12 protein-coding genes are annotated in these 14,551 nt (G+C 68.3%); 5 read left to right on the top strand and 7 right to left on the bottom strand.

Going from position 1 to position 14,551, the window contains the following annotated elements:
* Positions 1-21: 21 nt before the first annotated feature.
* On the bottom strand, positions 22-978 hold the full coding sequence (locus H3H55_RS06535; RefSeq protein ID WP_193098056.1) for a LysR family transcriptional regulator: 957 nt from the start codon (positions 976-978) through the stop codon (positions 22-24).
* Between the two features lie 191 nt (positions 979-1,169).
* Here H3H55_RS06535 and H3H55_RS06540 point away from each other — a divergent pair, with 191 nt between their 5' ends.
* The 4 genes from H3H55_RS06540 (at position 1,170) to H3H55_RS06555 (ending at position 5,227) form a co-directional block, all read left to right on the top strand.
* Positions 1,170-2,480, top strand: a complete 1,311-nt coding sequence (locus H3H55_RS06540; RefSeq protein WP_193098057.1) for an MFS transporter — start codon at positions 1,170-1,172, stop codon at positions 2,478-2,480.
* 31 nt (positions 2,481-2,511) lie between these two features.
* The gene (locus tag H3H55_RS06545) at positions 2,512-3,783 is read left to right on the top strand and encodes a Zn-dependent hydrolase (protein WP_193098058.1); all 1,272 of its coding nucleotides are present in this window, start codon (positions 2,512-2,514) and stop codon (positions 3,781-3,783) included.
* 25 nt (positions 3,784-3,808) lie between these two features.
* Positions 3,809-4,831 carry a histone deacetylase family protein gene (locus H3H55_RS06550; protein ID WP_193098059.1) on the top strand — a complete coding sequence of 341 codons (1,023 nt, stop codon included), beginning with the start codon at positions 3,809-3,811 and terminating at the stop codon, positions 4,829-4,831.
* A 105-nt stretch (positions 4,832-4,936) separates the two neighbouring features.
* Positions 4,937-5,227 (top strand): hypothetical protein, encoded by a 291-nt coding sequence (locus H3H55_RS06555; protein WP_193098060.1) that lies wholly within the window; start codon positions 4,937-4,939, stop codon positions 5,225-5,227.
* A 16-nt stretch (positions 5,228-5,243) separates the two neighbouring features.
* Here the strand turns inward: H3H55_RS06555 and H3H55_RS06560 are convergent, their stop codons facing one another.
* From H3H55_RS06560 to H3H55_RS06585, 6 genes are all read right to left on the bottom strand, one after another.
* Positions 5,244-6,206 (bottom strand): spore coat protein U domain-containing protein, encoded by a 963-nt coding sequence (locus tag H3H55_RS06560; protein WP_193098061.1) that lies wholly within the window; start codon positions 6,204-6,206, stop codon positions 5,244-5,246.
* The gene (locus H3H55_RS06565; protein ID WP_193098062.1) at positions 6,203-8,587 is read right to left on the bottom strand and encodes a fimbria/pilus outer membrane usher protein; all 2,385 of its coding nucleotides are present in this window, start codon (positions 8,585-8,587) and stop codon (positions 6,203-6,205) included. Before H3H55_RS06565 ends, H3H55_RS06560 begins: the two co-directional genes overlap by 4 nt.
* A gap of 7 nt (positions 8,588-8,594) precedes the next feature.
* Positions 8,595-9,314, bottom strand: a complete 720-nt coding sequence (locus H3H55_RS06570) for a molecular chaperone (protein WP_129514189.1) — start codon at positions 9,312-9,314, stop codon at positions 8,595-8,597.
* Positions 9,315-9,329: 15 nt separating this feature from the next.
* The gene (locus H3H55_RS06575; protein ID WP_226800118.1) at positions 9,330-9,827 is read right to left on the bottom strand and encodes a spore coat U domain-containing protein; all 498 of its coding nucleotides are present in this window, start codon (positions 9,825-9,827) and stop codon (positions 9,330-9,332) included.
* A gap of 560 nt (positions 9,828-10,387) precedes the next feature.
* Positions 10,388-11,593, bottom strand: a complete 1,206-nt coding sequence (locus H3H55_RS06580) for an MFS transporter (RefSeq protein WP_193098064.1) — start codon at positions 11,591-11,593, stop codon at positions 10,388-10,390.
* A 753-nt stretch (positions 11,594-12,346) separates the two neighbouring features.
* Positions 12,347-13,258, bottom strand: a complete 912-nt coding sequence (locus H3H55_RS06585; RefSeq protein WP_193098065.1) for a LysR family transcriptional regulator — start codon at positions 13,256-13,258, stop codon at positions 12,347-12,349.
* A gap of 166 nt (positions 13,259-13,424) precedes the next feature.
* Here H3H55_RS06585 and H3H55_RS06590 point away from each other — a divergent pair, with 166 nt between their 5' ends.
* Positions 13,425-14,345: a pyridoxal-phosphate dependent enzyme gene (locus H3H55_RS06590; protein WP_193098066.1), complete on the top strand. Its 921-nt coding sequence runs from the start codon at positions 13,425-13,427 to the stop codon at positions 14,343-14,345.
* The last annotated feature ends 206 nt before the right edge of the window (positions 14,346-14,551 follow it).

Consider the following 14,551-nt stretch of genomic DNA (forward strand, 5'->3'; position numbering starts at 1 on the left):
TCCTCGGGCGCGTTCGCGCCCTTACTTCCCCAGCCGCTCCGCGAGCGAATGGCGCTGCATGCAGCGCTCCATCGCGTCGAGAAACGCGTGCTCGGCCGCGTTCATCTTGCGGTCGCGATGCCACAGCAGGAACACGTCGACATCGACGAGTCCGTCGTCCGGCGGCAACCGCCACAGCCGCTGCTGCGCGATGTCGTCGCGCACGATGTGCTCGGGCAGGCAGCCGATTCCGTAGCCCGCGAAGATCAGCCGCCGCACTTCCTCGAGGCTCGGCGACGACGCGACGATGCGCCCCGTGAAGCCCTTCTGGTCGCGGAACACGGTGAGCGGCGACAGGCTGTCGCCGATCTGGTCGCTCGTGAACGACACGAAATTCTCCGCGAGCAGATCGTCCATCCGCAGTTGCGTCTGCCCGAACAACCGGTGATGGCGGCCGCAGTAGATCGCATAACGCTGGCGCAGGAAGCAGCGCATCTCCAGCTTGTCGTGCGGCGTGCGGCACAGGCCGAGCCCGGCCGTGGCCGTCTTTTGCAACAGCGACGACAGGATGTCCGACGAGCGCATCACCTCGATCTGCAGGTCGATGCGCGGGTATGCGCGATGGAAGTCCGCGAGGAACTCGTCGTAGACGGGCGACTCGATGCGGCTCACCGTCAGCAGCCGGATCGACCCGGTCAGGTCGGCCGTGCTGTCGTCGATTTCCGTTTCGAGGCGCGAGATGCCGCCGTAGATGTCGCTCGCGATCCGGTACACGGCTTCGCCGGCCGGCGTCGGCGCGAAGTGCGCGCCGCGCCGCTCGATCAGCCGGCGCTCGAGCGCGTCCTCGAGCCGCCGCAACGCCTGGCTCACGGCCGGCTGCGTGACGTGCAGGCGCGCGGCCGCGCGGCTCACGCTGCGCTCCTGCATGATCACCAGGAAGGTGCGCAGCAGGTTCCAGTCGAGGCGGTCGTTCAGGAACGGGGCGAGGTCGGGGCGCATCGGGTCTCCGGGCGAGGCGTTGAAGCGAACATTAGTTAAATTTATACGGCGAATAATAACTTGAAATTTGACTAATGATTTGCGGTCGTCGATAAAGGAGGGGTGCCGCAGCGTGCGGCGCGAGGCCGCGCCAGACGGCTGCCATCACGATATTGCGCGTCGCGCCGCAGCGGCGCGCGTCAGGAGCCCGCATGACCCAGTCCCTTGCTTCCACCCGCCAGCCGGGACGCGCCGCGACGGCCGCGTTCATCGGCACGATGATCGAGTGGTACGACTTCTACATCTACGCGACCGCTGCCGCGCTCGTGTTCGGCGAACTCTATTTCCCGTCGCACGACCCGTTCGTCAGCACGATGGCGTCGTTCGCGACGTTCGCGGTCGGCTTCTTCGCGCGCCCGCTCGGCGGCGTCATCTTCGGCCATCTCGGCGATCGCATCGGCCGCAAGAAGGCGCTGATGACGACACTGATGATGATGGGCGTCGCGACCGTCTGCGTCGGGCTGCTGCCCGATTATTCGAAGGTGGGCGTGCTCGCGCCGGTGCTGCTCGTCGCGTTGCGCGTCGTGCAGGGGATCGCGGTCGGCGGCGAATGGGGCGGTGCGGTGCTGATGGCGGGCGAGCACGCGCCGCAGGGGCGCCGCACGTTCTTCGCGTCGTTCGCGCAGCTCGGCAGCCCGGCCGGGCTGATCCTGTCGCTAATCGCGTTCCGCGCGGTCACGTCGATGGACAAGGCCGACTTCCTCTCGTGGGGCTGGCGCCTGCCGTTTCTCGCGAGCTCGGTGCTGCTCGTGGTCGGCGTCCTGATCCGGCTCGGCGTGAACGAGTCGCCGGAATTCGCGCGCGTGAAGGCGGCGAACCGCACGGTGAAGCTGCCGGTCGCCGAAGTGTTCCGCTCCGCGTCGGGGCTCGTGTTCCTCTGCATCGGCGCGAATACGATCGGGATCGCGGGCGTCTATTTCACGAACACGTTCATGATCGCGTACACGACGCAGTACGTCGGCGTATCGCGTTCGCTGATCCTCGACAGCCTGTTCGCGGTCGCGATCATCCAGTTCGTCGCGCAGCCGATCGCCGCATGGACCGCGGAGCGCATCGGCGGCGCACGCTTCCTGAAGCTCGCGGCGCTGCTCGCGATGCTGTCGCCGTATCCGATGTTCATGCTTGTGCAGGGCGGCACGTCCGTGTCGCTCGTCGCGGGCATCGCGCTCGCGGTGGTGTGCATGGCCGGTTTCTATTCGGTGATCGCGGGTTTCGTGAGCGAGGTGTTTCCCGCGCATGTGCGTTATTCGGCGATCTCGCTCGCGTACCAGATCTGCGGCGCGCTCGCGGGTGGCCTGACGCCGCTCGTCGGCACGTGGCTCGCGCATCGCTTCACGGGCCAATGGTGGCCGCTCGCGGTGTTCTACACGTGTCTCGCCGGCATCTCGCTGCTTTGCATCGTCGCGCTCGACGCGCGCCGGGCGGCGCAACCGGCCGCCGCCGAAGCGCTCGGCTCGCATTGAATATCAACGAAAGCATTCATCCGGAGTACGTATGGAACACCTGTTGGAAATCGACGGCGCCCGTTTGTGGCAGAGCCTGGCGGACATGGCGCGCGTCGGCGCGACGCCGCGCGGCGGCGTGCGGCGCCTCGCGCTCACCGACGACGACCGGCGCGGGCGCGACCTGTTCGCGCAGTGGTGCCGCGACGCGGGGATGACGGTGAGCGTCGACGCAGTCGGCAACCTGTTTGCGCGGCGCGATGGCACCGATGCGCACGCCGCACCGGTGCTGATCGGCAGCCATCTCGACACGCAGCCCGAAGGCGGCCGCTTCGACGGTGTCTACGGCGTGCTCGCCGCACTGGAACTCGTGCGCACGCTGAACGACGCGGGCATCGTGACCGGCAAGCCGCTGGAGATCGTGTCCTGGACCAACGAGGAAGGCGCGCGTTTCGCGCCGGCGATGCTCGGTTCGGCCGTGTTCACGGGCGCGTTGCCGCTCGCCGACGCGCTCGCGAAGCAGGACGCCGACGGCGTCACGCTCGGCGCGGCACTCGACGCATGCGGCTATCGCGGCACACGCGCGACGGGCGGCGCGGTCGATGCGTATTTCGAGGCGCATATCGAACAGGGGCCCGTGCTCGAGGCGAACGGCACGACGATCGGCATCGTCACGGGCGGGCAGGCGATCCGCTGGCTCGACGTGACTGTGACGGGCGTGGCCGCGCATGCGGGCACGACGCCGATGCCGTATCGCAAGGATGCGTATTTCGCGAGCGCGCAGATGGCGCTCGAGCTCGAACGGATCGTCGCCGGTTATGCGCCGCGCGGGCTTGCGACGATCGGGCAGGTCGGCATCCGCAACGCGTCGCGCAACACCATTGCCGGCGACGTGACGTTCACGGTCGACCTGCGTCATCACGACGATGCCGAAGTCGATGCGATGGAGCGCGACCTGCGCGAAGCGTGCGCGCGCGTCGCTGCGGCGCGTGGCGTGCAGGTCGCGATCGACACCTGCTGGCGCAGCCCGGCGACGCCGTTCGATCGCGACTGCGTGGAACAGGTCGCGCAAGCGGCCACCGCGTTCGGCTACACGAACGAACGGATCGTCAGCGGCGCCGGCCACGACGCGATCCTGCTCGCACGCCGCTTCCCGACCGCGATGGTGTTCATCCCGTGCGTCGACGGCCTGTCGCACAACGAGGCCGAGGATGCGCTGCCCGACGATGTGACGCGCGGCACGAACGTGCTGCTCCACGCGGTGTTGGCGCGTGCAGGCGTCGCGGCGAGCGTCGAAGCTGAAGCCACCGCGCCGGGTGCATGACGCGGCGAACCGACGAGGACGAACGATGAAAACCTATTTCCATCCCGAACAACTGCTGCACCATCCGCGCAGCTACCTGTCGCGCGGCCAGATGCGCGAACCGCAGGAAGTGCCCGAGCGCGCGGCGCGGCTCGTCGCGGCCGTGCGCGCGCTCGACTTCGACGTGTGCGAGCCGGCCGATCGCGGCACCGCGCCGATCGCGGCCGTGCACGACATGAACTACCTGCGCTTTCTCGAGGACGCGCACCGCGACTGGAAACAGATGCCCGACGACTGGGGCGACGAAGTGATGTCGAACGTGTTCGTGCGCGATCCGAACCCGCTGCGCGGCGTGCTCGCGAAAGCCGCACGCTACCTCGCCGACGGCAGTTGCCCGATCGGCGCGAGCACGTGGCGCGCCGCGTACTGGTCCGCGCAAGGTGCACTCGCGGCTGCTGCCGACGTCAACGACGGCGCACGCGAAGCCTACGCGTTGTGCCGGCCGCCGGGCCATCACGCGCGCCGCGACGCGGCTGGCGGCTTCTGTTACCTGAACAATGCGGCGATCGCCGCGCAGTCGCTGCTCGGTCGCCATCGCCGGGTCGCGATCCTCGACACCGACATGCATCACGGGCAGGGCGTGCAGGAGATCTTCTACGGCCGCGATGACGTGCTGTACGTATCGATCCACGGCGACCCGACCAACTTCTACCCGGTCGTCGCGGGCTACGAGGAAGAGACGGGCGCGGGCGCGGGCGACGGCTTCAATCTCAACCTGCCGATGCCGCACGGCTCGCCGGAATCGGCGTTCTTCGCGCGGCTCGACGACGCGCTGCGCGCGCTCGCGCGGTTCCAGCCCGACGCGCTCGTGCTCGCGCTCGGCTTCGACATCTACAAGGACGACCCGCAATCGCAGGTCGCCGTCGCGACCGACGGGTTCGGGCGGCTCGGTGGCGCGATCGGCGCGCTTTGCCTGCCGACGGTGATCGTGCAGGAGGGCGGTTATCACCTCGAAAGCCTCGATGCGAATGCGCGTGCGTTCTTCGGCGGGTTCGCCGCCGCGCGCTGATCGATTCAGCGGGGGCCGGATCGAGTGCGCGCGGCTTCACGTTTTCCGCGCGCACGCGGATAATTCGCGCATGTTCTGGACGGATGCACGAAGGAGGGCCGAACGATGAACGCAACCGGCCGAATCAAACACGGCACGCTCGCGCTTGCGGCGCTGGGCGCATGGTCGCTCGCCGGCGGTACCGAGCCGTCGATTCCGCTGCGGGTCAGTCTCACCATTCCGGAAATCTGCACGATCGGCGCGGGCGCGCGCGAGGCCGCCGATGCGGACATGCCGAGCGTCAGCTGCGTGCACGGCACGCCGTTCGTGCTGAGCCGCGCGCCGCTGCCCGACGGGCGAACGGCGCCGCGCAGCGTCGGTGCGGGCGCGCCGCCCGCGTGGACCGTCACGTTCTGAACGGCTCCCTTTCCCGCTAGAAGCTGATCGTCGCGGTGATCTTGTCGCTGTAGTTGCCGGGCGCGGGCGTGGTCTGCGCCGGTACCGCGCCGTATACGGTCACGACCTGCGACGTGCCCGTGCCGACGCCCGTGACCGTCGAGCTGCCGCCCGTGCCGTCGCCCCACGCGATCGAGCGCGCGGCGTCCGTGTAAAGCCCGTAACCGATCGTGCCGCCGCCGCCGCTGCGCTGCATCTGGCGCGCCGTCACATTGCCGGTGCCGCCGCCGTCCAGCGCAATCTTCCATGAGTCGCCGTTCGTGCATTGCGCGGTGATCGAGCCGGTCGCCGCGAGTGCGCCGGACAGCAGGCTCGCTGTGCCGAAACTGACGTTGGTCGCGCTGATGGTGCAGTTGTTGGTGACGTCCGCGGTCGCCGTGAACGGGAAGGTTCCGTTCGACGTCGTCAGCGATGCGCAGGTCGGCGCGCCGAGCAGGTAGAACCCCGTGTTGATCGACGTCGTGGTGCCGCTGAACAGCTGCGAGTAGGTCGTGGTGCTGTTGCCGGTGGTCGGCACGGTCGGCTGGTTCGCGGCGATCTGCCCATACACCGTGACCGTCGCGCTTGCGCTCGTCGCGAGCGCGGGTTTGGTGAGCGTCACCGACGCGGGCGTCGTGCCGGAATACACGGAACCCCACGCGACCGAATGCGCGCCATCGAGATAGAGGTCGTACTGCATCGCGTTGCTGCCGTTGGCGAGGCTGCGCGGGCTCGTGCCGCCGAGATTCAGGCACACGAGCACGTTCGGCGTCAGCGTGACGGCGGACCACGTGCACGTGACGCTGACGGTGCCGGTCGCGGTGACCGACGCGAGCGAGATCGGGCTGACCAAGCCGAAGCTCACCGTCGACGCGGTGGCCGTGCACGATTCGGCCTGCGCGTGGCGCGGCACGCCGCACCACGCGGCGAACGCGATTGCGAGCAGCAGGACGAGCCTCATGGCGCGGCCCGGCAGGTGAGCGGGCCGACGGTCGGCAGCGTGCCGTTGCCGGGCGTCGTGAACGCGAATTCCGCGACGCAGCGTTGTGTTCCGTAGTCGATCACGAGATGGTTGTCCTCCTTCAGTCCGTCGATGAACGTGAGCCCGTCGTAGCCGACGATCGTGTCCGCGCCGCTTTCGGCGTGATGCACGCGCGCGCCGGCCGGCAGCGGGCGGCCGGCCGCGTCGCGCAGGATCACCGACGCCGCGCGATAGCGCGATACGCCGAAATGCGCGACGACGCCCGATTGCGCCTGCGGCACGACCGTCATCGATGTGCGGGCGATCCGCGCATCGGCGGGCAGCTTCATCGAATCGATCGCGACCTGGTTGTTCTGGTACGCGTTCAGGTCGGGCACGAGCAGGTGTCCGGCGCGATCGGTCGTGCCGATCACGCGGTTCTCGTGCAGCACCGGGATGCCCGCGACACCGTCGGTCGACACGAGCGCGAAGCCGTCGTCGATCCGGCGCGACAACTGCAGGCTGCTATCCATGAACACCAGCGCGCCGCTGACGTCGAGCGACGCGCCGGTCTGGCGGTCGATGGTCTGCGCGGCCGCGATGACCTCGCCCGCATGGCCGAGATAGCGCAATTGCGCTTGTCGATACGGCACCGCGCCGGTGCCGCCGGTCTGCGCACCCCAGCCCCAGCCGCCGTCGTAGTCGGGCGGGCGGCTCGCGTCGACGGTGTAGTTCGACTGGCCGCGCTGGCGGCCGACGGTCGCGTTGATCGACGTGTTGCGGCCGAGCCCGATGTTCAGCGACACGAACGCGCCGTTCGTGCCCTGCTGCGCGAAATCGCGGTAGGCGCTCACGCTCAGCGACGCGAGATCGCCGAGGCTCAGCGTGTACGACACCGTGCCGATCCGCGCGCTCGGGCCTTGCGGCAGCCGGAAACCGATATAGCTGAGCGACAGCGTCTGGCGGTGCATGAACGGCAGCGCGAGCGTCGCCTGGTCGGTCGCCGACGGCACCGACGCGCCTTCGCGCGACGCGAGATCGCCGTAGCGGCCGAAGGCGCGGATGGTCTGCGCGTTGATCGAGAAGCGCGGTGCGATCAGCTGGTAGCCGACGCTCACCTGCGTGCCCGGAAAACGGCCGACACTGCCCGCGACCGCGCCGCTCACGACGCCCGCATAACCGAGACGCATCAGCGCACCGACGCCGGTGTTGAGCACGCCGCCGGCCGCTTCCGCATGCCCCTCGACGGTCAGCGCGTCGCTGACGCCGCGCCGCATCGAGCCGCTGACGGCTGGCCGCGCGTCGTAGTCGAACGACTGCAGCCCATAGTTGCGGCGCAGGAAGCCGGCTTCGAACGAATAGCTCGACAGCCCGGGGGACAGCATGCGCGTATCGACGTAGAGCGGCACCGAGGTCGCGACGGTGCGCCCGAGCGCGTCGCGCGTGATGACGGTCGCCTGGCCGGCGCCCGTGATGCCCGGCACGTCGTGGATGATGAACGGGCCGCTTGGCACGTTGCCGGTGTACTGGCGCACGTTGTTGATGTACAGGTCGACCGCCGACGGCACGGCGGCGGAGCCCGTGAGCGACGGGATCGGGAACGTCACGAGATCGGGCCGCAGCGCGAAGTTGCTGCGCCACTGGAAGCCGCCGAGGCGCACCGCGCGCGTCCACGCGAGCGATCCCGAGATCGCGTCGCCGATCTGCGTCGTGCTCGGCCGTGCCGGGTCCGAATGGCTCCACGATGTCTCGAAGCGCGTGTAACGCCGCTCGCCGTTGTAGAGGGTCGCGGTGCCGGTGCTATTGAACACGCCGTTCGGATCGAAGTAGCGCACGTCGGTGTAGAGCGAGAACTGCCAGTCGCCGATCGTCTGCGCGTATGCCTCGTAGTTGATCGCGATCCCGCGCGACGCGGTGGCCGCCTGCGTGGCCGGCAACGCGCGGCTGTCGACCGCGTACGGGCGGCGCAGCGTGTCGGGCATCTGCAGGTCGACGCTCTGGCGCGCCACGTCGTAGCGGTAGCGCAGGCCGGGAATCGTGTCGAGATCGACCGTCGCCGCGTCGGCGATGCCGAGCCGGTCGGTCGCGAAACCGATCGTGCGCAGGTCGGCGCCGCTCGCAGACAGGTGGCCGTCGCGTTCGCGGAAGTGCGCGAGCAGCGCCGTGTTTTCGCCGTTGACGCTGACTTCGAGGATCACGTCGTGCACGCTGTCGGTCATCACGAGCGCCGTGGGTTCGTCCGCGCGCGCGTAGCCGGGGGCGAGCAGGCCGCTGGCCACGGCGGCCGCGAGCACGGCGCGCGCCGCGCGTCGCGGCGTTCCGCGTCCGATGGCCGGAAACGGGCCGGCGCGTGGCGAAGGGGAAGGGGCCGGGCGGCGCACCGGCGGTCTAGCCCGGCGGCTCCACCGCGACGACCGCGCTGGCCGGCTGCGAATTGACGGCCGCGCGCACCGTGACCTTGCCGCCGAGCGCGACGCCGGCCGGCAGCGGCACGCTCCACTGGCTGGTGCGGCCCGCGAGCGCGTAGCCGAGCAGACCGTGCGTAAGCGGGTACGCGTGGCCGTCGCCGGTCACGAGCTCGACCGACGCGAGCTGCGCGCGGCGCGCGCCGCCGTTGCGCACGCGCAGCACCCAGCCGCCGTTGCTGCGCAGCAGCGTCCAGTCGAGCTGCGGCGCGCCGTTGATCGCGGGCTCGACGAATACCGGAATCGAGTAGCGCAGCCGGATCGACACACCGTTGGTCGATGCCTCGCCGGGCTGCGGCAGCTCGTCGATCAGCAGCCGGTAGCTTTGCTCGATACCGGACGGCGTGCGCGACGCGCGCACGACACGGATCAACTGCTCGGACTGCGTGCCGACCTCGATCAGCGGCGGGCTCGCGACGAGATCCTGCGTGGGCGTCAGCCTGTCCTGGCCGTCGGCCTGGTCCCAGCGGAACACGCGCACCTGCCCGTACACGGGGCGCTCGCCCGAATTGCGCAGCGTGATGCCGGTGGCCGTGTCGTCGGTGCCGAATTCGATCGTGACGGGGGAAATCTGCAGCGACGCGGCGTGCGCGGCGCCGGCCGCGCACAGCAGCGCGGCGAGCGTTCGACGTATTGCGGTCATGCGAGGCGGCGCCGGTCAGAAGTAAACGGTTGCGGTGACGGTCGTCTGATAGGTGTCGGGCTTCGGCGTCGTCTGCGTGGGCACCTGACCGTAGACGGTGAATGACTGCGCGGTGCCCGAGCCGGTGCCGGCCACCGTGTCGGTGCCTTGCGTGTTGCCCCAGATCGTCGTGTGTCCGGCATCCTGGTAGAGCTGGAAGCCGACGGTCGTCGACGTGTTGCCGGTTGCCGTGCCGGCCATCAGGCGGCTCGAGACGGTCGACCCCGCGACCTGGCCCGCGTCGAGACCGACGTTGTACGGTGTCGTGTTGGTGCAGGTGACGCTCAGAGTCGTCTGCTGGTTGAGCGCGGCGGACAGCACGCCGTTGGTGCCAAACGCCAGCGGATTCGCGGTGATCGCGCAGTTCGGCTGCAGCGTCAGCGTGACGTTGAAGGTGGAGGTTGCAGTGCCGTTCGAATAGGTGGCCGCGTCGGCGGCGGGCGTCGCAAGGCCGATTGACAGTGCGAGCGACAAAACCGTGGAAGCGATGGCGACTTTCACAATGGTCCCCCGTCGATTTGTTTTTCATTGGATTTGTGCCGCGCGTTGTTTGCCACGACTTCATTAATCCTGATACGAATCGGCGAGTCTTTCAATCTCAAAGTTCGAGTTGTCTCATTTTGTCACGGTCGAATTTTTCTTTATGTTAATAAAGACTGGAAGCATTGCGTTTTTTGATCTTGTCTTGCGCGATTCGGGCGAAAGTTTTTCCTGCGAAACGGCAACGTGGTCGTGACTCATGTAGGGTGTGACACGATTTTCATGAATGACATCGATTATTGAATCATTTAATAAAAAATCGGAAGCCAATGCGTTTGATGGAATGGGTTGGCGGCGAATCATTTGAGCGGATTGAACCGATTCCAGTAGTCCGGTGAATGGATTTGATTTTCGCGGTGACGGAGTGCAGCGATATTCCGGATTTTTTGATTGAAGAATCGGAGATTACGGATTGACGGCTGAAAACGAAAACGGCCGCATTGCGCGGCCGTAGGCAGGTGGACACTATTGGACGCCGGTCCGACGTATCGCGATTACGAATTCGCGGTGGCCGGCGCGCGGCGGCGCTGCGCAATCTGCAGCATGACGAGCGCGAGTCCGGCTGCGGCGATCAGCCCGCCGACGAGCGGCACCGCTGCGTAGCCGAAGCCGGCCGAAATCGCCGCACCGCCGGCTGCCGCGCCGACCGCGTTGCCGAGGTTGAACGCGCCGATGTTGACCGCCGACGCGAGCCCCGGCGCTTCGTGGGCCGCGCGCATCACGCGCATCTGCAGCGGCGGCACGACCGCGAACGTCGCGACACCCCAGACGAGCAATGTGACGGCGGCGCCGGCATGCGTGCTGGCGAGCAGCGGGAACGCGGCCATCGTCGCGATCAGCAGCAACAGGAAGCCGATCAGCGAGCCGTCGAGCGAGCGGTCGGCGAGGCGGCCGCCCGCGATGTTGCCGATCGAGAAGCCGACGCCGATCAGCACGAGCATCGCGGTCACGAAACCGGGCGTCGCGCCGGTCAGGTGTTCGAGCGTCGGCGCGACATATGTGTAGAGCGTGAACATTGCCCCGGCGCCGAGCACGGTCGTCCCGAGCGCGCCGAGCACGACCGGCCGCGTCAACACCGACAGTTCGGCGCGCAGGTCGGGCATCTTGCCGGCTTCGCCCTTCGGCAGCGCGGCGAACAGCCCGGCGATCGCGATCAGGCCGAGGCCCGCGGTCGCCACGAACGACATGCGCCAGCCGATGATCTGGCCAAGCCAGGTCGCGGCCGGCACGCCGCCGACGTTCGCGATCGTCAGCCCCATGAACATCGTCGCGACCGCGCTGGCCTGCTTTTCGCGCGGCACGAGGCTGGCCGCAACCACCGAGCCGAGCCCGAAGAATGCGCCGTGGTTGAGGCTCGTCACGAGGCGCGCGAGCAGCAGCGTCGTGTAGTCCGGCGCGACCGCCGACAGCAGGTTGCCGATCGTGAAGATCGACATCAGTGCGATCAGCGCCGAACGGCGCGACCAGCGCGCAAGCAGCAGCGTCATCAGCGGTGCGCCGACCATCACGCCGATCGCATAGGCGCTGATCAGCATGCCGGCCTGCGGGATCGACACGTGCACGCCATCGGCGATCACGGGCAGCAGGCCCATCGGCGAGAACTCGGTCGTGCCGATGCCGAACGCACCGGCGGCGAGCGCCAGCAGCGGCAGCGCGGCACTGCCGCCCGGGCGGGAGGGGGAAGAAGTCGTGGCGTTCACGCAATGGGCTCCTGTATTCGAGAGGCAACGGCACGGAGCCGTTGCGGATAGCGCGAAGTGTGCCCGCATTACTTTTGCGGAAAAAGCCGCATTGGAAAGAAATTATCTTGATTTCATGTCAACAATGCGGGACGCGGGCGCATGCGCGCGAAACTCGCTGATGGCGCTCGGGCGGGGCGGGAGAACGATGGAGCCTTTTGAGAGCGGCTTTCGTAACGAATTAGGGAGGTTCATGGCCCGGAAAGTCGCGATCCGATGGCGGTTCGCAATCGATCGATGGCAGACCCGCGCGACGATTCGGGCATCGTCCGGCGACGGCGCGACCGGGTAGATCCGGCCGGCTGTTCAAGCGCCGGTCATACGCGGCGCGAACATCGCCTGCTGGCTGAAAGTGCTTTGTCGGCAAGGCCTGCGGGAAAAAAAGCCCCGGCCACAGGGGGACCGTGACCGGGGCGGAAACGCATCCTCTCTTTGGCACGAGGGTTGGATGCGAGCGAAGTATATTTCGGCACATGACAATTCGAACGGGCGTTAAACGGCCGTTTTTGGTGCCAATTTAAAAATGCCGGCGCTGCGGCATCCGTCGTCATCGTTTGGAGAGATTTTTAGTGGGCACGATGCCGCTGTTTAGCGCGTCAACACGGCTAAATCGTCGCTTTAACGGATATCAGAGTCCGCTCGTCAATCGGTGACGCGAATCGCGTCGCAGGATCGCTTGCCCGACGCGGCCGGCGCCCGGCGTCCGACGCCTGGTCAATCCGGCGCACCGGCCGCGTCGCGCACGGTCGCAAGAAACCGCGCGACGACCGGCGACGGTACGGCCGCCGCGCCGTCGAACACGAACTCGATGTCGAAGCGGCTCGCGAGCTCGTCGAGCGCGACGAGCCGGACCGTGCGCGGGCAGGTGGGCGACGCGCTTTCCGGCACGAATGCACAGCCCATCCCGGCCGCGACGAGGCCGATCAGCGTCGGGATGTCGCTGCCGACCTGCGCGATGCGCGGCGTGAAACCGGCCTGCTGGCACTGCGCCATCAGGAACCGGTGGTGCGCGGCCGAGCGCTGCGCGTCGAACCAGACGAACGGCTCGTTCGCGACGTCGGCCAGCGTGCGCGGCGTGTCGATGCGTCCGCCCGGCGGCGCGGGCATCGCGAGCACGAAGCGGTCGCTCAGCAGCCGCACGCCCGACAGGTGCGGCGCCTCGTCGCGACGCCACGCCATGATCCCGCCGTCGAGCTGGCCACGCACCAGCGCGCTCGCCTGTTCGGCCGACAGCATCGGCGCGATCGACAGCTTCACGTCCGGGCACGCATCGCGAAACGCCTTGAGGACGTTCGCGACGACCGGCAGCGGCAGGCAGTTCGGCAGCGCGCCGAGCCGCAATTCGCCGAGTTGGCCGGCCGCGCTGCGCAACGCGCGCTCACGGCTGTCCTGCAGCGTCGCGAGCAGGCCGGTCGCATCCTGCAGGAAGCTCGCGCCGGCCGCCGTGAGCGTGACACCCGTGGCGCGGCGGATCAGCAGCGGCGTGCCGATCGCGTCCTCGAGTTCGCGGATCTGCCGCGACAGCGCGGGCTGGACGATGCCGGCCGCGCGCGCGCCACCCATCACGCTGCCGGCTTGCGCGACGGCCACGAAGTAGCGCAGGTGACGCAGTTCGATCTGGCGCATGTGGTGTCCATTCCGGTTCGTCGATATACCTGTGAAGCATAACAAACGTCATCCGATGGTATTGGAAAGCATGACTGGCGTGCCGTACGATGGCCGTCATTGCCGCGCTGACTCGCTCACGAGTCGCGTGCGTTCCCTTCGTTTCCATTGCGTCCCGTCCGATCCCATGCCGCTTCATATCCCGACCCCTTATATCCGCTCGCAAATCGTGTCCCGCCGGCTCGGCAGGACCATCCGGCTGAAGCTCGATGCGCTGCAGCCGTCGGGCTCGTTCAAGCTGCGCGGCATCGGCGCCGTCTGCGAAGCGCGGCATGCGGCCGGCGCGCGGCGGTTCGTGTCGTCGTCGGGCGGTAACGCGGGTATCGCCGTCGCGTATTGCGGCCGCGAACTCGGCGTGCCGGTGCTCGTCGTCGTGCCGGAAAGCGCGTCGGCCCGCGCACGTGAGCTGATCCGCGTCGAAGGCGCGGAGCTCGTCGTGCACGGCGCGAGCTGGGCCGAGGCGAACGCGTTTGCACAGTCGACCCTCGGCGAGCACGACGCGTTCGTGCATCCGTTCGACGACCGCGTGCTGTGGCAGGGCCACGCGACGATGATCGACGAGATGGCGGCGGCCGGCCCGAAGCCCGATGCGGTCGTGCTCGCGGTCGGCGGCGGCGGGTTGCTGTGCGGCGTGCTCGAAGGGCTGGCGCGCAACGGCTGGCACGACGTGCCGGTCGTTGCGGCCGAAACGGAAGGCGCCGACTGTTATGCGCGCTCGCTCGCGCAGGGACACCCCGTCGAATTGCCGGCGATCACGAGCATCGCGACATCGCTCGGCGCGAAGCGGCCGTGCGACGCGGCAGTCGAATGGGCGACGCGCCACGAGATCCATCCCGTCGTCGTATCCGATGCCGAAGCGGTGGCCGCGTCGTTGCGGTTTCTCGACGAACACCGGATCGTCGTCGAGCCTGCGTGCGGCGCCGCGCTGGCCGCGCTCGAGCGGCCGGTGCCCGTGCTGGCGTCGGCAACGGAGATCGCCGTGATCGTCTGCGGCGGCGTGACGGCGACCGTCGAGGATCTGCGGACGCTGCGCACGAAGTTGCGGTAAGCGGGGAGGCGGTGCGCGGGTTTGTCGGGTGACGGCCGGATGGTTATTGGCTTCGGTGACCGTGGGCGTCTGCCTCGCGTTGGCTGCCACGACGCGTCACGGTCGCTTTCCCGTTAAAGCAATGATGGCGACGCAGCCGGCAGGCAGCCGGAGGCGCGGGATTTGCTGCGGAAAATGACGGGGAAGGAGAGCGTATCGTCGCGCTG

It is taken from the genome of Burkholderia sp. Z1, from assembly GCF_014893795.1.
GTDB classification, from domain to species: domain Bacteria; phylum Pseudomonadota; class Gammaproteobacteria; order Burkholderiales; family Burkholderiaceae; genus Burkholderia; species Burkholderia theae.